Annotated in this window: 10 protein-coding genes; 4 read left to right on the forward strand and 6 right to left on the reverse strand. The window is 62.3% G+C overall.

What is annotated here, in order from left to right; all coding sequences use genetic code 11:
• Positions 1-54: 54 nt before the first annotated feature.
• Positions 55-2,886 carry a hybrid sensor histidine kinase/response regulator gene (locus GTP58_RS05310; RefSeq protein ID WP_161076562.1) on the reverse strand — a complete coding sequence of 944 codons (2,832 nt, stop codon included), beginning with the start codon at positions 2,884-2,886 and terminating at the stop codon, positions 55-57.
• Positions 2,887-2,988: 102 nt separating this feature from the next.
• Here GTP58_RS05310 and GTP58_RS05315 point away from each other — a divergent pair, with 102 nt between their 5' ends.
• Positions 2,989-3,618: a LysE family translocator gene (locus GTP58_RS05315; RefSeq protein ID WP_161076563.1), complete on the forward strand. Its 630-nt coding sequence runs from the start codon at positions 2,989-2,991 to the stop codon at positions 3,616-3,618.
• A gap of 132 nt (positions 3,619-3,750) precedes the next feature.
• Here the strand turns inward: GTP58_RS05315 and GTP58_RS05320 are convergent, their stop codons facing one another.
• Both GTP58_RS05320 and GTP58_RS05325 read right to left on the reverse strand, forming a co-directional pair.
• On the reverse strand, positions 3,751-4,467 hold the full coding sequence (locus GTP58_RS05320; protein ID WP_161076564.1) for a YceI family protein: 717 nt from the start codon (positions 4,465-4,467) through the stop codon (positions 3,751-3,753).
• A 370-nt stretch (positions 4,468-4,837) separates the two neighbouring features.
• Entirely contained in the window at positions 4,838-7,498 is a 2,661-nt protein-coding gene (locus GTP58_RS05325) for a M1 family metallopeptidase (protein WP_161076565.1), read from the reverse strand.
• Between the two features lie 124 nt (positions 7,499-7,622).
• Here GTP58_RS05325 and GTP58_RS05330 point away from each other — a divergent pair, with 124 nt between their 5' ends.
• A complete protein-coding gene (locus GTP58_RS05330; protein WP_161076566.1) occupies positions 7,623-8,291 on the forward strand; it encodes a glutathione S-transferase family protein in 669 nt (222 codons plus the stop codon).
• Positions 8,288-8,914, forward strand: coding sequence for a glutathione S-transferase family protein (locus tag GTP58_RS05335; protein ID WP_161076567.1), 627 nt, complete (start codon positions 8,288-8,290; stop codon positions 8,912-8,914). Before GTP58_RS05330 ends, GTP58_RS05335 begins: the two co-directional genes overlap by 4 nt.
• Here GTP58_RS05335 and GTP58_RS05340 read toward each other — a convergent pair.
• Genes GTP58_RS05340 through GTP58_RS05350 form a run of 3 tightly spaced genes read right to left on the reverse strand, consistent with a single transcriptional unit; the run spans position 8,911 to position 16,651 of the window.
• Positions 8,911-9,873, reverse strand: a complete 963-nt coding sequence (locus GTP58_RS05340; RefSeq protein WP_161076568.1) for a CheR family methyltransferase — start codon at positions 9,871-9,873, stop codon at positions 8,911-8,913. The genes GTP58_RS05335 and GTP58_RS05340 overlap by 4 nt on opposite strands.
• Positions 9,873-14,774, reverse strand: coding sequence for a HAMP domain-containing protein (locus GTP58_RS05345; RefSeq protein WP_202413475.1), 4,902 nt, complete (start codon positions 14,772-14,774; stop codon positions 9,873-9,875). The genes GTP58_RS05340 and GTP58_RS05345 overlap by 1 nt, the downstream gene beginning before the upstream one ends.
• A gap of 2 nt (positions 14,775-14,776) precedes the next feature.
• On the reverse strand, positions 14,777-16,651 hold the full coding sequence (locus GTP58_RS05350) for an EAL domain-containing protein (RefSeq protein WP_161076569.1): 1,875 nt from the start codon (positions 16,649-16,651) through the stop codon (positions 14,777-14,779).
• 309 nt (positions 16,652-16,960) lie between these two features.
• On the opposite strand from GTP58_RS05350, the gene GTP58_RS05355 reads away from it, so the two are divergent.
• Positions 16,961-20,062 carry a CHASE domain-containing protein gene (locus GTP58_RS05355; protein WP_161076570.1) on the forward strand — a complete coding sequence of 1,034 codons (3,102 nt, stop codon included), beginning with the start codon at positions 16,961-16,963 and terminating at the stop codon, positions 20,060-20,062.
• Positions 20,063-20,066 lie beyond the last annotated feature (4 nt).

Below are 20,066 nucleotides of genomic sequence, written 5' to 3' on the forward strand. Positions count from 1 at the left end.
TCCGATGCAAGGTGAAACGGGTCCACCATTGTCGCGGAAAATGGAAAACTTTGCTTACGCTGCGGCCGCGCTGCGCAAGTCGGTACAGGCTTTGTCCAATGCGGCTTCGACGCCGGGCAGCATGTCGATGACTTCCACCAGGTCGCCGGCCGCCGCCGCTGCTTCCATCTCGTGGCACAGGGTGTGCAGGTGGGGCGAGTTGAGATAGCCGGCGCTGCCTTTGAGCGCATGGATCGCCGCTGCCGCTGCGGTGCTGTTGCCGGCGACGACGGCGGCGCGTGCGGTTTCCAGGCGGCGCGGCGCTTCATCCAGGAAGGCTTGCGTAATGCGCTGCATGTGTTTGTGCGACAGCCCCGCCAGCGGCATGATTTGCACCGTGTCCGGATCGGTCACGATGGCCGCTTGGGATACCACGCCGAACTGCTGGTCCAGCGCCACCATGCGCTCCGCCATCAGGCGGGCCGCGTCGGTGGCGCGCAGCTGGCGGCCACGGCTCAGATGCTGGGCGATGACTTTTTCCACCTGGTCATACAGCAGGCGTTCGTCCACCGGCTTGCTGAGGAAGCCATCCATGCCGACCGCCAGATAGCGCGCGCGGTCATGGTCGCTGGCGTTGGCGGTCAGCGCGATGATTGGAATGTTCGGGTCCAGTACGCGGTAATCCTCGCTGCCGCCCGAGCGGATCAGGCGCGCCGCCTGTTCGCCGTCCATCATCGGCATGCGGCCGTCCATCAGCACCAGGTCGTAGGCGGCGGTGCTCAGGGCGTGCAGCGCCTGCAAGCCATTTTCAACGATGCGGATATCGTGGCCCATGCCTTCCAGCAGGGTGCTGACGATGATCTGGTTGGTGCGTACGTCTTCTGCGCACAGCACGCGCAGGCGATAGGCGTGGTGCTCCTTGCGCGGCAGCAGGGATGGGTCGAGCGTGGGGGCTGCACCCAGTTCCAGCGGCAGCGTGAAGCTGAACGTGGAGCCGGCGCCAACGCGGCTTTCCGCTGCAATTGCGCCGCCCATCAGTTCGACCAGTTCCTTGCAGATGGCCAGGCCAAGGCCGGTGCCGCCGTAGCGGCGCGTGGTGGAGTGGTCGGCCTGTTCGAATTTCTGGAACAGGCGTGGCAGCGTTTCGGCCGGAATGCCAGGGCCGGTGTCGCTGACATCGAAACTGACGCTGGTGCAGCCGTCGCTGGTCAGCAGCGCGGTGGCGTCGAGCCGCACTTCGCCACGGTCGGTAAATTTGATGGCGTTGCCCAGCAGGTTAAGCAGGATCTGGCGCAGGCGCGTCGGGTCGCCGCGCACATAGCGTGGCAGGTCCAGCGCCAGGTCGGAGCGCAGCAGCAGGCTCTTCGCGTCGGCCTGGCCTTGCAGGATGCCGATGGCGTCGTCGATGAGCGCAATCAGGTCGAAGTCCACGGTTTCTATCGATAGCCGGCCAGCGTCGATCTTGGAGAAGTCGAGGATGTCGTTGAGGATGGCCAGCAGCGACTCGCTGTTCTGCAAACCGATGCGCAGATATTCTTCCGTACGTCCGCGCACCGACTGGTCGCGCATGGCGAACTTGATCATGCCGATCACACCGGCCAGCGGCGTGCGGATATCGTGGCTCATCGCCGACAGGAAGTCGATGCGGTGGCGGCTGACGACTTCCGCGTGCTCCTTGGCTTCCGTCAGTTCCGCCGTGCGTTCCTTGACGCGCTGCTCCAGATTGTTGCGCAGCAGGCGGATCTGGTCGGCCAGCGCAAACGCCAGCAGCACGCCGTCCAGCGTCCCGCCCAATAAGGTGAACAGCTGGGCGTTGGTCACCACGGCGGGAATCAGGCCGACGTTCGCCGGCAGGATCAGCAGCCCCGGTATCATCAGCGCGACAAAGCCCAGCACAAAGAAACGCGCCGGGTAGTAGCCGCTGCGCCAGACGATGATGCCGCTGGTGAGCGCCATGGTCATCCAGATCGTAATGACGATGGTGGCGATGGTGTGTGCATAACTGAGCGCGAGGAAGCAGCTCGGCAGCGTCACCAGCGGCAGCACGATGTTGATGCGGCTCAGCGCATACAGGCGTGGCGCGGTTTCCTTCAGGCGCAGGAAGGTGGTGTAGAACAGCGTGCTCAATACCGGCAGCAGGAAGAAGGGAACGTAGTGCCAGTGCAGGTTATGCCACCCGAACAGGTCGGCCGCCATGTGGAAGGTCGTACCCCATGCCACCGCGTAGCACAGCACATACATCGAGTAGTACAGCGAAGAGCGGTCGCGCGTGATCGAGTAGATGAAGAAGTTGAACACGGTGAGCGCCAGCAGCGCGCCAACCGAGCCAATAATCAGAACGTTTTCCTTGGCCACCAGCTGCTGGTAGGCGGGACGCGGCAGCACCGAGAACACGGGCGTGCGTGCATAGTAAGGACTGGAGAAGCGTATCAGCACGTGATAGCGCCGGCCCGGCTGCAGGTCGATGTCTTTACCGTAGTGCAGAAGGTAGGAGTGCGGTTGACGGTAGCCGGTCAGCATCTGGTAAATCGAGCCGTCCTCGCCGTAGACCTGGATATCGACCACGTCGATCAGCGTGTCGTTGGGATCGATGACCCAGGCGGGCTGGCGGCCGTCGTTACGTAGTTCTGCGTAGAGCCAGTAGCTGCCGCCCAGCAGGTCCACCTTGGACGCGGGCTTGAGCCGGGCCAGCATGGCAGGCAGGCCGGCAGCATCGACGGGATAAGGCTGGCCTTGGTCCTGATACAGCTTGCCGGCCTTGGCCAGGTCGATGTTGTCATGGGTGAGCGCAATGGCTTGCGCCTGTACCGGCGCGTTTGCACACAGCGCAACGAAGGCCAGCAGCACCAGCAAAGCATAACGGTGGAAATGCGCGCTGAGGCTGTGGATCGTGCTCGCTTTGCTCATTCGTTGTCCGTGCGCCGGCTGTTCGTAAAAGTGGTATTTCTCATTTTAAACGAGAACTTGACGGTTTGGTATGATGACGGCTTTGCACGACAGGAAAACATCTTGCCAATTTCACCAGAACAGTTCATCGGATTTCTTGGCGCAGCGCTGTTGATTACGGTTTCTCCGGGGCCGGACAACCTCATGGTGCTCAGCATGGGCATGTCACGCGGACGTCGCCAGGGCATGATGTTTGGCCTCGGTTGTGCGCTGGGCTGCCTCAGTCATACGGTATTGGCGACGCTGGGCGTGGGGGCGCTGATCAAGGCCTCGCCCATGGCGTTTGGCGCATTGAAGCTGCTGGGAGGAGCTTATCTGATCTGGCTCGGCATCGGCGCACTGCGTAGCCGCGGCGGCGCGCGCGTGGAGGGCGCGGGCTTACCGGACGAAAGCCTGGGCAAGCTGTTTACCAAAGGGCTGTTCGCCAATAGCATCAACCCCAAGGTAGTGTTGTTCTTCCTGTCCTTCCTGCCGCAATTCGTGGTGGCGGAGCGTGGCGATGCGAGCTGGCAGACCGCGCAACTGGGCTTGCTGTTTACACTGCAGGCAGTGATGGTGTTTGGCTTGCTGGGTTATTTTTCCGGCGCGGTCGGTGCGTGGATCAACCGTACGCCTTCCGCAGGCAAATGGATGGACCGCATTGCCGGCGCCATCTTCGTTGGCCTTGGTCTGCGCCTGATCGTCGCACGTTAAAAAAAGTTTGTTCGGGAGAGCGGTGATGTCATCATCGCGTCATGCAGCGCTGAGATACTGTCTTTGCTCTTTCAAGTCTCTCCCGATTTGAAACCTTTGGCCCGCGCCTTACAAAGTGCTGCGGGCCTTTTTTTATCTGGCGGTCAGATCGAAACGCAGTTCCATCTGATCCTGTACGGCCATCGCGCCGGCCATCACGGAAAACGGCGTGATGCCGAAATCTGTCTGTTTCAGGTTGACGTTACCCTTGACGTTGATACTGCCGTTTTCTTCCCTGATCGATGCAGGAATGGCCAGCGTGCGCGTGACCCCGTGCAGCGTGATGCTCACTTGTAGTGCTTGCGCATTGCCGATGCGTTCCACATGCATCTGTACCAGCGGATAGCGCTCGGCATCCAGCACCTTGCTCAGCATATTGTGACGCGTGCCGTCGATGGCGTCGGCGGAAGGCTGTTTGTCGAGGCCCGCAATCTGGCGCAGGTCGGCTTCGTCGACGATGAGCTGGTCCAGGCGGAACTGGAGATCCGCACGGTTTTGCGACGGCGTGACAGTACCGCTGACGGTGTGGCTGGCAACCACATGATCGTGACCAAGGCGCGCCAGGATGCCACCACGGCGCACGGTCACGGCGATCAGCGAGCTGGCGCTGTCGATGTGCAGCACGGGGCCGGCTGGCGCTGTCGCCGCGATGGGGGCGGTGGATGCGGTAGCCGCAACCGGCGCTGGCGGCGTTTTTGGCGCCACCGGTGCGCTGTGCGGCGGCGGCAGCGGCGAGCATGCGCTCAAGGCATGCCAGGCGATGCACGCAACGGCCGCGCGTGATGGAAATGTAAAGTTTGTGTGCGTCATTTAGCCGTCATATTGTCCAATTATTATCGCTCCGCTGGCGACAGCATGCTTTGATTGGCCCCGCATCCAAGCTGGTGCGGTCATCCGCAAAGCATAGCTCAGCAGGCTGGCCGGTGGCCTGAAACACCGGCACCATTCCCTTCCTCCGCTACCTTAATGAAGTCCTAAGCCTGCGCTTGCCGATCAATGGCAAAGTAGCACCCATAGCGCAAGGTTAAGCCCAGCGCCCGGTTGCCGGACCGTTCAAGCCCGGCACAAATTTTGTTCAACTGGCACGATAGCCGGTGAACCGTAGAGCAGCAGACATCCCCACGCTTTCGAGCGTTTTGCAACCAGCACCATCTCGCGATGGCGCTGGTTTTTTTTTTGCTTAGCCGCGCTGATGCTGCGCCAGCCACGCGTCGATCTGCGGCAGACGCTTGCTGCGTACCTTGATGCGGTATTCGATGGCGGCAATCGCGGTTTTGGTGTCGCCTTGCGCGTCAGCGCTCAGATGCTGTTTGGCGTAGGCTTGCAGCTTGCCGATCATGGCAGGATCTGCCGAGCTTCCGCCCAAAGCCGGGAAGTAGCGGCTGCGCGAGCTGCCGTCCACTTTCTTTTCAATCTGTTCGCGATGGGCGATGGCAAAGTCAAACGCCAGGTCGGGATGGCCGTGCGAGACATGGCTGATAATCGACGCGCTGGCAGTGGCGCCGGCTTCATCGGTCAGTGCCAGCTCCAGCGCGCGCTGTGCCAGGGCCTTGTCGTTGGCGGAGCCCAGCAGGTCATACAGCTCGCTCTTGATCATGGTCGATTGCTCGGCTTGCGCAGCGGCGCGGAGCTGGTCCCAGGTTGCCGCATCCGCATGGGAGGCGATCACGCCCAGCACCGGGCGGCGCAGCGCGGCCGGCAGGGCGTCCTTGTCGGTTGCGAATGCGGCGTAGCGGCGGCGCGCTTCAGCGATCACGCCATCGTCGCCGACCTCACCCAGCGTGGTGATGAGCGTCTCACGCAGATTGGCAACCGGCGCGGCTTCGTCTTTGGCCGCAGTCCAGCCGATGCGGGCCAGCACTGGCGCCAGGCGCGCACGCGCGTAGCGGTCCAGCGCCGCGCGCTGCTCTGGCTTGCCTTCGAAGTGGGCGTGCAGCCCGCCCAGCGCATTGGCGATCCGCTGCCATACTTGCGGTGCAGCGTCGACCGGGGCTTTGCTGGCCAGGTCCATGAAGCCGGAAGCCGGCATCAGACCAGCCATGCCCAGCGACCAGCTGTCGGCCAGCAGACCCAGTTGATCGATGGCCGGCATGGTGGCGAAGCTGTCCGTCAAGGCCGCAAATGCCTTGGGCGCATACAGCGTGCGGTAGTAGCCGCTCTGGCCGGCGTTGACCAGCACCGCGCCGCAGCCCGGCAGCGTCATGCTGGCCTTGCCGCCGTTGACCACGGTGCGTACCGTGGCGCCGCCCACGGTTTGCGCAATCACCGGCACGCGCCAGCTCAGTGGCTTTTTGTTTTCCTGGTCCTTGCTGTATTCGCCCTGGGTCAGCTGGATGGTGGTCTGGCCGTTTTTGCAGACCGCCTCCGATACGCGGATCAGCGGTACGCCCGGCTGCAGCGTGAAGTCATGGGCAATCGCGGTGACTGGCTTGTGCGCCGCCTTTTCCACTTCGCGCCACAGATCGTCCGATACCGTATTGCCGTATGCATGTTTGGCGATATAGCTGCGCACGCCGGTGCGCCAGGCTTCGTCGCCGACATAGTTTTCCAGCATGCGGATGACCGATTCGCCTTTGCTGTAGGTGATGGCGTCAAATGCCTGGCTGGCTTGCTCGACGCTGTTGATGCGCTGGACGATCGCGTGGGTGGTGGCCAGCGCATCGCGTTCCATCGCACCTTCGCGCGTACCGACAGCGCGCAGGCTCCAGTTCCATTCCGGATGCAGGCGGTCGGTGGTGCGCGACTCCATCCACGAGGCGAAGCCTTCGTTGAGCCACAGGTCATCCCACCATGCCATGGTAACCAGGTCGCCGAACCACTGGTGCGCCATTTCGTGCGCGGCCACCAGGAAGGCGGTTTCCTTGTCCGACTGGGTCGCGGTGCGCGGGTCCAGCAGGATGCCATATTCAAACGTGAAGATGGCGCCCCAGTTTTCCATGGCGCCGAAGAACTGGCTGCGGCCCGGCGCGGCCACGTTGTCCAGTTTGGACAGCGGGTACTTGACGCCAAAGTAGTCGTTGTATTCCTTGAGCACGGCGCGCGACGAGTCCAGCGCAAACTGGGCCTGGCCCAGCGAGCCTTTTTGCGTAATCACGCCCAGTTCCACGCCATCTTCCACGGCGCTGGCGCGTTCAAATTCGCCCAGGCCGAAGAACAGCAGGTAGGTCGACATCTTGGGCGAGGTCGCGAAGCGCACCAGCTCACGTCCATCCGCCAGTTTGGTGGTGGAGGCCACCGGCATGTTCGACACGGCCATCTGCCCGGCAGGCACCGTGGCTTCCAGCGCGAAGGTGGCTTTGTAGAACGGCTCGTCCCACGACGGGATCACGCGGCGCGCGTCCGAGTTTTCAAACTGCGTGTACAGCGCGCGCTTTTTGGCGCCGCCGTTTTCATAGTCCAGCGAGAACATGCCGGAAGCCTGGGTGCCGATCACGCCGGTGTAATCCAGCTTGAGCTGGTAGCTGCCCGGCTTGAGCGCTTCGGCAAAATGGAAGGTGGCGGTCTGCTGTTCTTCGTTGACGTCGATCTTGCTGGCGGCATGCACCGCTTTGCCCGGACCGGCGCTGATGTTGGCCGCGCTGAATTTGAGCTCGGAGGCGTTCAGCGTCAGGCGGTTGGTGGCTTGTTTGATCTCGAGCGCGATGGTGACGCTGGCGCTGAAACTGCTGTTGGCCGCATCTGGCGTCAGCGAAACGGCGTAGTGCGTCGGAACGGCGGTGCGCGGGAGCTGGGTGGTGACCTGCGCAGCCTTGGCGGCAGGTGCGGCAGCGGCCAGGGCCGGCGCGGCGGCGGACAATCCCATCAGCGCCGTCACGGCGAGCGAAATCAAACTGCGTTGCATGCTAATCCTTTGTAAGATGTAAAGGCCTTTTGGGCAAGCGTGCAATCTACGGCGAAGCGCAGGCGCTGTCAAATCCCAAATAGGATTATGATTTGAGCTAGCCCACCAAACCGAAGGCGAAGACATGATCGATCTGTACACGGCCGCCACACCCAATGGCCACAAAATCTCCATCGCTCTGGAAGAGCTGGAGCTGGTTTATACGCTGCACGCGCTGGATTTGTCCGCTGGCGAACAAAAGGAGCCGTGGTTTTTAGCGCTCAACCCGAACGGCCGTATTCCCGCGATTGTGGACCGTACGGAAGATAACTTCGCGGTATTTGAGTCCGGCGCCATCCTGATTTACCTCGCCGAAAAGACTGGCGAATTAATGCCCACCGATTTCAAAGGCCGCTCGCAGGTGCTGCAATGGCTGATGTTTCAGATGGGCGGCGTCGGTCCGATGATGGGGCAGGCCAATGTCTTCCACCGCTACTTCCCGGAGAAGATACAGCCGGCCATCGACCGCTACCAGGGCGAGAGCAAGCGTTTGTTCCGCGTACTGGATAGCCATCTGGCGCACCATGAGTATCTGGCGGGCGACTACTCGATTGCCGATATCGCCAACTGGGCCTGGGTACGCACACATGAATGGTCAGGCGTGACGGTGGATGAGCTGCCGCATTTGCAGCGCTGGATCGCGGCGATCGCCGCGCGCCCTGCGGTACAGCGCGGCATCCTGCTGCCGCCGCGCGCCGAACGCACCGACCCCACCACCGTGCGTACCATGCTGGAGACGGGGCAGTCGCGATGAAATTCTATACGTCGTCCCGCGCACCCAATCCGCGCCGCGTGGCCATGTTCATCGCGGAAAAGGGGCTGACCGATATCGCGCAGGTGCAGATCGATCTTGCCACGGTCCAGAACCGCAGTCCGGAATACCTGGCCCTCAATCCGTTTGGCCGTGTGCCGGCGCTGGAACTGGATGACGGCCGCATCTTGTGCGAGACGCGCGCCATATGCAGCTGGCTGGAAGGCCATGCGCCGGAACCCAATCTGATGGGCGATGGCTACGATGAGCGCGCGTTCATCGAGATGACGGACCGCCGCGTGGAACTGCATCTGTTTTACGGCGCCGCCAATTACATCCGCCACACGCATCCGGGGCTGGCCATACTGGAGCAGCCGCAGTTTCCCGAATATGGCGCGGTGCAGGGAGAGCGGATGCGCGAAACGGCGCGCTGGCTGGACCAGGTGCTGGCCACGCAGCCTTACGTGGCAGGGCAGCGTTTCACGATTGCGGATATCACCGCCTTCTGCGCGCTGGAGTTTGCACGCGGGCTCATGAAATTCCGGCCAGGGCAGGAGGGCATGGCGCATCTGCAGGCATGGCGCGACCGCATTGCCGAACGGCCCAGCGCTTCGGTCGTGTATTAAGCGACCCGCTTGTACCAGGGCTGGTGCGCGAGGATGGCTTTGTAATCGCGCGCCAGCGGGTCGTGTTGGTCGAGCGGGCGATCAAGGGCCAGCATGCCGAACGGCGCCAGGCTGTCGTGGAATAGCTGGAGCACGCGCTTGCGCAATGACGGCCCAAAGTCGGGCAGGGCGCGGTGGCCCAGTATCATCTGGAATTCGTTGAACGAGGCGTCGGTCACCAGATTGTATTGCGACCACGTGATGCGGTTGCTCAGATGGCTTTTCAGTACGGCGCGGGTGCCGTCCTCACTAACGTCGAAGTAGTCAATCAGCTTGCCGACGCCGCCGCTGCGGATGTAGTTCCCCTGCAGTTCGCCGAGGCGGTCCATGGGCAGGCTGGCTTGCCGGACCTCGGCCAGCATGGCGTCGCTGGCGACCGTGGCATGAATTTCCGTGCGCGGCGCAAGCTGCTCCTGTTCCAGCAGGATGGCCAGCGTCCAGGCTTGCTGGACGCCCGCGCAGTCGGCCAGCCAGACGCGCGGCAAGGCGGCGCCGTGCAGGCAAATGCCCAGCGACAGGCGCAGCATCGACACTTCCGCCGCGTTGTCAAACATCAGCGCGGGTGTCACGTACAGCGCGCGCAGCAGGGCGTTATAGGTGGCCTCGTCGTGCAGCACGCGCGATTGCAGGGCCGAGATGGTTGTCAGGCCAAGGCTGGCCTGCAAGGCCTGCACCTTGCGCTCGACCACGGCGCGTTCGTAGCCACGGAAGTCGTAGCCGTGGCATTGGAACAGCGCTTCCAGCAGCAGTTCCAGCTCCAGCTCCTCAACCGTGGACGGCGAATGGCGGCGGGCCGCATGGCCGCCGGAGACGATGACGGACGTGTCAACCGATGGCGCCGCAGCTTGCACGCTCGCGTGCGGCGCGGCGGCATCGTCGCCCAGCAGCGCTGCCTTGATGGACGCGAACAGCGACGACATCAATGCAACCACACGCGCATCAGCGACAGCAGCTGTGCCACATCGACCGGCTTGGTGATGTAGTCGGAAGCACCGGCGGCGATACACTTGTCACGGTCGCCCTTCATCGCCTTGGCCGTCAGCGTGATGATCGGCAGCGACTTGAACTTCGGTATGCGGCGGATGGCGCGCATGGTGTCGTAGCCGTCCATCTCCGGCATCATGATGTCCATGAGGACGATCTCGATGGTCGGATCGCGCTCCAGCACCTCGATGCCGTCACGGCCGTTTTCGGCAAACAGCACCTGCATCTGCTGGCGCTCCAGCAGCGAGGACAGGGCGAAGATATTGCGCAAGTCATCATCGACGATCAGCACCTTGCGTCCTGCCAGGCCGCCCTCGGCCGCATGGATTTCTTCCAGCATGCGGCGCTGCGCTTCCGGCAGGCTGGCCTGGGAACGGTGCAGGAACAGCGCCGTCTCGTCCAGCAGGCGTTCCGGCGAACGCGCATCCTTGATGACGATGGTCTTGGCGTAGCGTTTAAGCTTGGCCACTTCCTTGCGGTTCAGGTCCTTGGCGGTGTTGATGACGATGGGCAGGTCGCGCAGGGATTCATCCTTGCCGATGATGTCCAGCAGGTCGAAACCGCTGATGTCCGGCAGCGTCAGGTCCAGCACCATGCAGTCGAAGCGCTGCTCGCGCAGCGCATCCAGCGCCGCCTGGCCGTTGTCCACGGCGACGATGTGGATGTCGGCATCGCCGATCAGCGCGACGATGGATTCGCGCTGCGCCGGTTCGTCGTCCACCACCAGCAGGCTGCGTTTACCGCCCAGCAGGAACTTCTGGATGCGGCTGAATTCTTCCTGCAGCGCCTCCTTGCTGACTGGCTTGTTCAGGTAGGAGATGGCGCCCAGACGCAGCGCGCGCTCACGCTCGCGCAGCGAGGACATCACGTGCACGGGAATGTGGCGCGTGCTGGGGTCGCGTTTCAGGCGGTCCAGCACCGTAAAGCCGTCGATGTCCGGCAAGTCCAGATCGAGCAGGATGGCGGACGGCAGGTAGTCACGCGCCAGGCTCAGTGCCGAATCGCCCTGCATGGTGACGATGCCCTTGAAGTTCTGCTCGCGCGCGAAGCCCAGCACGATCTGCGAGAAGCGCTCGTCGTCTTCGATAATCAGCACCGAAGGATCGCCAGGCGCCACCAGGCCGCGGTCATCGCTGCCGCTGTATTCATCGAGGTCGGCGTCGAGCTCATTGAGGTTGCTGAGGGCATCGTGCTCCGGCAGCACATGCCCGGCCTGCGGCGGCGTGTACACCACTTGCGGCGCCGGCAGCGGCATGCGGACCTGCGGCTGGCGGCCGATGTCGTAGTTGACGAAGCCCGCGCGGTTATAGGGCAGGAACAGGGTAAAGGTCGAGCCGCTGCCGACCACCGATTCGACGCGGATTTCGCCGCCCAGCAGACGCGCCAGCTCGCGCGAAATCGACAGGCCCAGGCCCGTGCCGCCGTACTTGCGCGCGGTGGAACCGTCGGCCTGCTGGAATGCTTCAAAGATCAGCTGCAGCTTGTCCGAGGCAATCCCCACGCCGGTATCGCTGACGCCAAACGCCAGCACCGCATCCGCATGCAGCAGATTCGGGTGATCGCTGGTGAAGCCGCTGTTGACCAGGCTGATGACCAGCGAGACCTGGCCGTGCGTGGTGAACTTGAAGGCGTTCGACAGCAGGTTTTTCAGCACCTGCTGCAAGCGCGTGGTGTCGGTCATCATCGCGGTTGGCAGGTTGTCCTTGAGCTCCACGTAGAAGCCCAGATGCTTGGCCTCTGCCATGTGGCGGAAGGTGCGGTCGACGTAGTTACGCAGATTCTGGAAGCGGTACTCGGACACGTCCAGCGTCACGGTACCGGATTCGATCTTCGACAGGTCCAGGATGTCGTTAATCAGCGTCAGCAGGTCGGAGCCAGAGCCGTGAATGGTCTTGGCAAATTCCACCTGTTTCGGCGACAGGTTGCCATCCGGGTTGTCGCCCAGCTGCTGCGCCAGGATCAGCAGGGAGTTCAGTGGCGTGCGCAGCTCGTGCGACATATTCGCCAGGAACTCGGATTTGTATTTGGAGGACAGCGCCAGCTGGGTGGCTTTTTCTTCCAGCGCCAGTTTTGCCTGCTCCACCTCGCGGTTCTTGCGTTCCACCTCGATGTTCTGCTCGGACAGCAGGCGCGCTTTTTCCGCCAGCTCCTGGTTGGTCTGTTGCAGCTCTTGTGCCAGCGATTGCGACTGCGTCAGCAGCGACTCGGTACGGCTGTTTGCCTCGATGGTATTCAGCACCACGCCGATGGATTCCATGAGCTGGTCGAGGAAGGACAGGTGGGTTTCCGTGAAGCGGTCGAGCGAGGCAATCTCGATCACCGCCTTCACCTGCTGTTCGAACAGGATAGGCAGCACCACGATGTTGGTCGGCGGCGCCGCGCCCAGGCCCGACGAAACGACGATGTAATCGCGTGGCACGTCGGTCAGCCAGATACGCACTTTCTCCAGCGCGCACTGGCCCACCAGGCCCTCACCTGGCAGGAAGGAGGTGGGCAGCTTGCGGCTGGAACGGTAGCCGTAGCTGGCGATCATGCGCAGGCGGGCGTCGGAATCCTGCGAATCCATCATGTAGAACACGCCGTGGTGCGCCGATACCAGCGGCGCCAGTTCGGACAGAATCAGCTTGGTCACGGCCTGCAGGTCGCGCTGGCCTTGCAGCAGACGGGTGAAACGCGCCAGGTTGGTTTTCAGCCAGTCCTGCTGCGCGTTTTTCAGCGTGGTGTCTTTCAGGTTACGGATCATCTCATTGATATTGTCCTTGAGGTAGGACACCTCGCCGCGCGCCTCCACCTGAATGGAGCGGGACAAGTCGCCGCGCGTCACCGCCGTTGCCACCTCCGCGATCGCGCGCACCTGGTTGGTCAGGTTGGCGGCCAGCTGGTTGACGTTTTCGGTCAAGTCCTTCCAGGTACCGGCCACGCCGGACACGTTGGCCTGGCCGCCCAGCTTACCTTCCGTACCCACCTCACGCGCCACGCGCGTCACCTCGGAGGCGAAGGAGGACAGCTGGTCCACCATCACGTTGATGGTGTCTTTCAGTTCAAGAATCTCGCCCTTCACGTCCACCGTGATTTTCTTCGACAAGTCGCCACGCGCCACCGCCGTCGTCACGGCCGCGATGTTACGTACCTGGCCCGTCAGGTTGGACGCCATGAAGTTCACGTTGTCGGTCAAATCCTTCCAGGTACCGCCCACGCCGGGCACGTAAGCCTGGCCGCCCAGCTTACCCTCGGTACCCACCTCACGCGCCACACGCGTCACTTCCGAGGCGAACGAGGACAACTGGTCCACCATCACGTTGATGGTGTTTTTCAGTTCGAGAATCTCGCCTTTCACGTCCACCGTGATCTTCTTCGACAGGTCGCCGTTGGCCACCGCCGTGGTCACGTCGGCGATGTTACGCACCTGGCCCGTCAGGTTACCCGCCATGGAGTTCACGCCGTCGGTCAAGTCCTTCCAGGTGCCGGCCACGCCGGGCACGTTGGCCTGGCCGCCCAGCTTACCTTCGGTACCCACCTCGCGCGCCACGCGCGTCACTTCGGAGGCGAAGGAGTTCAGCTGGTCCACCATCACGTTGATGGTGTTTTTCAGTTCGAGAATCTCGCCTTTCACGTCCACGGTAATCTTCTTGGACAAGTCGCCGTTGGCCACGGCGGTGGTCACGTCGGCGATGTTACGCACCTGGCCCGTCAGGTTACCCGCCATCGAGTTCACCGAGTCGGTCAAGTCCTTCCAGGTACCGGCCACGCCTTTTACCTGCGCCTGGCCGCCCAGCTTACCTTCGGTACCCACTTCACGCGCCACGCGCGTTACCTCGGAGGCGAAGGAGGATAGCTGGTCCACCATCACGTTGATGGTATTTTTCAGTTCGAGAATCTCGCCCTTCACGTCCACCGTAATCTTCTTCGACAAGTCGCCGTTGGCCACCGCCGTCGTCACCGCTGCGATGTTACGCACCTGGCCCGTCAGGTTGGACGCCATGAAGTTGACGTTGTCGGTCAAGTCCTTCCAGGTACCGCCCACGCCCGGCACATAAGCCTGGCCACCCAGCTTGCCCTCGGTACCCACCTCACGCGCCACACGCGTCACTTCGGAGGCGAAGGAACGCAACTGGTCCACCATCACGTTGATGGTGTCTTTCAGCTGCAGGATCTCGCCGCGCACGTCCACCGTGATCTTCTTGGACAAGTCGCCGTTGGCCACGGCCGTCGTCACCTCGGCGATGTTACGCACCTGCGACGTCAGGTTACCCGCCATGGAGTTTACCGAGTCGGTCAAGTCCTTCCAGGTGCCGGCCACGCCTTTCACCTGTGCCTGGCCGCCCAGCTTACCTTCGGTACCCACCTCGCGCGCCACGCGCGTTACTTCGGAGGAGAAGGAGGACAGCTGTTCCACCATGGTGTTTGCCGTCATTGCCGCACGCAGGTACTGGCCTTTCAATGGATGGCCGTCGACTTCCAGCGCCATGGTCTGCGACAAATCGCCTTTCGCCACGGCGCCGATCACGCGCGCCATTTCCGTAGTGGGACGTACCAGATCGTCGATCAGCGTGTTGACGGAGCTGATGATGGTGGCCCAGCCGCCGGTGGTGTTGGTCATTTCGGCGCGCTGGGTCAGCCTTCCTTCCCGGCCGACCACGCGGCTCACTTCCGTCACCTCGCGCACCATGCGCGACTTGGTGTCGATGATGTCGTTGAGCGTGTCGGCGATCTTGCCGGCCATGCCTATCCAGTCGGATGGCATGCGTACCGAGAAGTCTCCTTTTTTCAGTGCCATCAGTGTGGACAGGAGTACTTTTGCGTCCAGCTGTTCGCCCATATCGGTCATATTATTCATGGCTATTCCTCGTTGCTTAGGAGGGAGGGTGTAGTGGTGTCCAGATCAGCAATGCTGGTTTGTTCCAGCAGCCCGGCCGCCGGCAGCGGCGGATAAAACAGTTCGCCCTGGCAGGTATGGCAGCCCAGGGACTGCAGTACTTCCAGTTGCTGGCGTGTCTCCACGCCCAGCGCCACCACGCGCATGGACAGCGCCCTGGCGAGGTGGATGACGGCAGCCACGATGTCGGTGCCGCCTTCGTCGTTGCCGATGCCGTGCACGAAGCTGCGGTCGATTTTCAGCACATTGAGCTGCCAGCGCTTGCACGCCGCCAGCGATGAACGCGCGCTGCCGAAATCGTCCAGCGCGATGCGTACGCCGGTGCTATGCATTTGCGTCAGCATCTGCGCCAGCGGCTCGGTAGGACCGAGCAGCAGTTTTTCGTTGAGTTCTATGCCGATGCTGCCGGGCGCCAGACCATGCTTGCGCATGGCCGGCAGCAGCACCTGCAGCAGGTCGGCATGCAGCTGTGGCGTGGCCAGGTTGAGCCAGATGCACAGCGGCGGCGACTGCGCCGCACCGCTCATGCTTTGCCACAGCGAGGCTTGCGAGCAGCACTGCCCCACCACCCAGGCATCGATGCGGTCGAGCAGGGCGCGCTCCTGCACCAGCGGCAGGAAGTGCGCGGCGTCCAGCAGGCCGCGTACCGGATGGCGCCAGTACAGCAGCGCTTCCGCGGCAATCACGCGGCCGCTGCGCAGATCGACCTGCGGTTCATAATGCAGTTCCAGTTGGCCGGCGGCGAGCCCCTTGCGCAATTCCAGCGTCCACTGTTCACGTTCGCGCTCGCGCACATTGAGCTCTTCATGGAAGAACTGCACCGGCGTGGCGCTGTTCTTCTTGGCGTGATACATGGCGGTGTCGGCGTTCTTCATCAATGCCTGGGCGTCGCTGCCGTCCTCTGGATACAGGGCGATGCCAATGCTGGCGGCGGTCTTCAGGCGGTGCTGGCCGATGTCGAAGGGCAGGGCGCAGGCCAGTTCGATCTTGCGCGCCACGCGGGCGGCGTTGGCGGAGGCCGACTTGCCTTCGATGAGCACGACGAATTCGTCGCCGCCAAGCCGCGCCACCACGTCGGCCACGCGTACGGCTGCGGTCAGCCGCGCCGCGACCTGGCGCAGCAGTTCGTCGCCGGCTTCGTGGCCGTAGGTGTCGTTGATCGGCTTGAATTTGTCCAGGTCGAGGAACAGTAGCGCGAAGCCGACGCCGCTGCGGTCGGCGGTGGCGACAGCATGCTCCAGCTGCTGTATCAGCGCGCGGCGGTTGATCAGGTTGGTCAGGGCGTCGCGTGTGGACAATTCATGCGCGCGCTGCTCGGCCTGTTTGCGCTCCTTGATTTCCTGTTCGAGTTCGCGGTTGATGCGCTCCAGATCCTGCAGGCGCTGCACGCGCAAGTCCTGGTTGAGCCGCGCCAGCTCTTCCGTCTTGATGCGCAGCTGCATATTCTTCTTGGCCATTTCCACAAACACGGCTACCTTGGTTTGCAGAATTTGCGGTATCACCGGCGTGAACAGGTAATCGGCCGCACCTTTCTGATAAGCCTTGAGCCGGTTCAATTCATCCGCATAATGGGCGGTGATGAAAATAATCGGCGTGCCGGCCGAACGCGGATGCGAGTGGATGGCCTCGGCGGTTTCAAAACCATCCATGCCGGGCATGCTGACGTCCAGCAATATCACTGCAAATTCATGCAACAACACCTGGCGCAGCGCTTCCTTGCCGGAAGCGGCGGTAATCAATTCATATAAATGCTGATCGGCTGCATCGAGCAGCAAGCTTTCCAGCGCGTACAGGCTGGCCTGATCGTCATTGACGAGGAGAACTTTTGGAATCTGCACGGCGGCGTCGAAGATAGCGGTTTGGAAGGTAAAAGATACTCTTGTAAGGTAGAGAGTCAAGCAAAAATTGTGCACTGCCGCAAGGCGCATACGGTTGTTATTTTATCGTTTTACCAACTGTTTTTCCATCTTTTATAGCCTGAAAATATTATCGGAATTAAATTTTCCTGTGCGCACGATTGACAGTAATTGCTTGTATTTAAGAAGTAATTAATTTCAAATTCTCACCAATTCTTTCTCTGGTTCCTGTGCAGCATTAATAGTATGCTGCTGTGATGCAAAAGAATTCCGTTTTTAAAGTGATCCTGCATGTTCAAAACAACTAACAGGGGGAAAGCGGTCACGGGTTCGCGCCTGATTTTTTGGGGCGTGGGCTTCGCATTGGCAACCGGCATGGGCGCTGCGTTGTACAGCACGGCCGCCAAAACGGTGGATGCCGATGCGGCACTGCGGTTTGAAAATCTGGCGCGCAGCACGCAGTACGGCATTTCTGCGCGCATCAAATCGTATTCCGACCTCACGCGCGGCCTGGCGGCGCTGTTCCAGACTTCTGACCACATCACGCGCGAACAGTTCCACCAGTATGTGGTGAACCTGGATATTGCGCGCTACTTTCCGGCGATCGAGGCGTTGACTTGGGCGCCGCTGGTCCAGGACGCGCAGCGAGATGCGTTTGTGGCCAGCGTGCGCGCGGAAGGCTATCCGGCGTTTGACATCAAGCCGGCGGGCCGGCGCGACCAGTATGCGGTGCTGACCTATCTGGAGCCATCTTCCCTGGTGGAGGAGCGGCTTGGGGTCGATATCGCCGCCAATCCGCTGGTCGCCAAGATGCTGAACGGTGCGCGTGACAGTGGGCTGGTGGCCGCATCCGGCTTGCCGATCGTGGTGCGGCAGCCGACGCCGCATTTCGGTCTGGGCGTACGCCTGCCTGTCTATCGCCGCAATATGCGCCTGGGGACGGTCGATGAACGGCGCGCGGCCTATCTCGGTTCGGTGGGCGCCGGTTTCAGCATCCCGCGCCTGGTCCAGGGCGCGATTGACGAGATGACGGTGCGCCAGGTCCATCTGACCTTGTACGCGGACGGCAGTACGGATGTCGAGCAGCGCCGGCTGGTGATCGAAAAGACGGACCGCCTGCTGTTCAACGATAACGGTGCCATGGAGGCAACGCCGTTGCCGGCCGCCGAGTTGGACAAGTATTTCGAAACCGTGCTACCGATCGACTTCAACGGCAGCTTGTGGAAGGCGCATTTCCAGGTGAAGAAAGAGGCGCTGCTGACCGGCTTTGATCTGTACTTCCCGCGCATCGCCGCGCTCACGGGGTTTGCCGGCACGCTGCTGTTGTACAGCTATGTGTTCGTGCTGTATGCGTCGCGCCGGCGCGCGCTCAAGCAAGGACTGTTGCTGGACACGGTGCTCAACAACGTTGACGCGCACGTTTACATGAAGGACCAGAACCGGCGCTATATCTATGTGAACGCGCGCATGGCCGAGTCCATGGGTTTGCCGGTCGAGGACATCATCGGCAAGCGTGACCGCGAGCTGATGCCGGCCAACCTGGCCGATGCGGCGTGGGCGCAGGAGCGGCCGATCTTTGCGGACCTGGTCAAGCGCTCGGGCGAGTCGCAGTATGTGGACCGCAACGGCGAGGTGCAGCACCAGTGGACCGTCAAGGTGCCGGTGGAGCTGGGGCGCTCGTCCACGGCCGTGATCGGGCTGGCGACCGACGTTACGGCGCTGCATAAGCTCAAGGATGAAGCGGATGCGGCCAACCAGGCCAAGAGCGACTTCCTGTCGAATATGAGCCATGAGATCCGCACGCCGATGAATTCGATTATCGGCATGGCGCACCTGGCGCTGAAGACGGTTACCCATCCCAAGCAGCGCGACTATCTGCAGAAGATTTACCATTCGGGCCAGCATCTGCTGGGCATCATCAACGACATCCTGGACTTCTCCAAGATCGAGGCGGGCAAGATGGACCTGGAGGTGCTGGACTTTACGCTGGATGCGCTGCTGGCCAATATCTCCAGCCAGCTGGGCGAGAGCGCGCAGGCCAAGGGGCTGGAGCTGGTCTACGAAATCTGGCCAGGCCTGTCGCATCAGCTGCGTGGCGATCCGCTGCGGCTGGAGCAGGTGCTGCTCAACTTCACCAGCAATGCCATCAAGTTTTCCGAAGACGGCAAAGTCATTATCCGCGCGCGTCCGGTCGAGGAACGCGACAGCAATATCATGGTGCGCTTCGAGGTGGTGGACCATGGCATCGGCATGACGCCCGAGCAGATGGCGCAGCTGTTCCAGTCCTTCCACCAGGCCGATACGTCGACCACGCGGCGCTACGGCGGCACGGGACTGGGCCTGGTCATCAGCAAGCAGCTGGCGGAGCTCATGGGCGGCGGCGTTGGTGTCGACAGCAAGCCGGGCGAGGGCAGCACCTTCTGGTTTACTGCGCGCCTGGCCAAGGGCGTGCGCTTCCTCCAGCAGAGCGACGAGTCGGTGCAGCCGGATGTGCTGGACAGCATACGCGGCGCCTCGATCCTGCTGGTCGAGGACAATATCTTCAGCCAGCAGGTGGGGCAGGAACTGCTGGAGGATGCCGGCGCCACGGTCTGCGTGGCCAACAACGGCAAGGAAGCCATCGATCTGATGCTCAAGGAGCGCTTCGACTGCGTATTGATGGATGTGCAGATGCCGGTGATGGACGGCTACGAAGCCACGCGCCTGATACGCGCCCACCCCAAGCTGTCGGCGACGCTGATTATCGCGATGACCGCCAACGCCGGCCGCGATGACCAGCAGCGCTGCCTGGATGCGGGCATGGACGAATTTGTCACCAAGCCCATCGCACCCAAGCTGCTGTTCGATATGCTGTCCAAGTGGATGAGCCAGCGCGCGCGTGCGGCCAACCCGCCGCGCAAGCCGGTGCCGCCGCCACCCTCCTATTTCTCGGTGCCGGAAGGGGCGGCCGTGCTGCCGGTATTTGTACCGCGCCAGATGGCGCCGTCGGCGCCGGCCATGCCGATGGTGATTGCGGCGCCGGCGCCGGACCCGGAAGCGCCGGTCGAGATGTTTGATGTCGCGGCGCTGGCTGAGACCTTCTCCGGCAAACCGGACAAGATGCGCAAATACGCCGCGCTGTTCCTGACTTCCGCGCGCGACGGCCTGCAGGAAATCGACGAGGCGCTGGCCATGGAAGACCTGGCGCATCTGTCGGAACTGGGTCACCGCACCAAGTCTGCTGCGCGCGCAGTGGGCGCCATGCAGTTCGGGAATCTGTGCCTGGCGCTGGAAAAAGTCCGTAACGACCCGGATGCCAGCAATGCCCGCCGCATCGTCGGCGAACTGCACGCCATGCTGGATGTGCTGGATCAACTGGTGGAGCAGGAACTGCTGGCATACGATCCGGGCTAGAGCG

The sequence above is a fragment of the Duganella sp. CY15W genome (assembly GCF_009857555.1).
Taxonomy (GTDB): domain Bacteria; phylum Pseudomonadota; class Gammaproteobacteria; order Burkholderiales; family Burkholderiaceae_D; genus Rugamonas; species Rugamonas sacchari.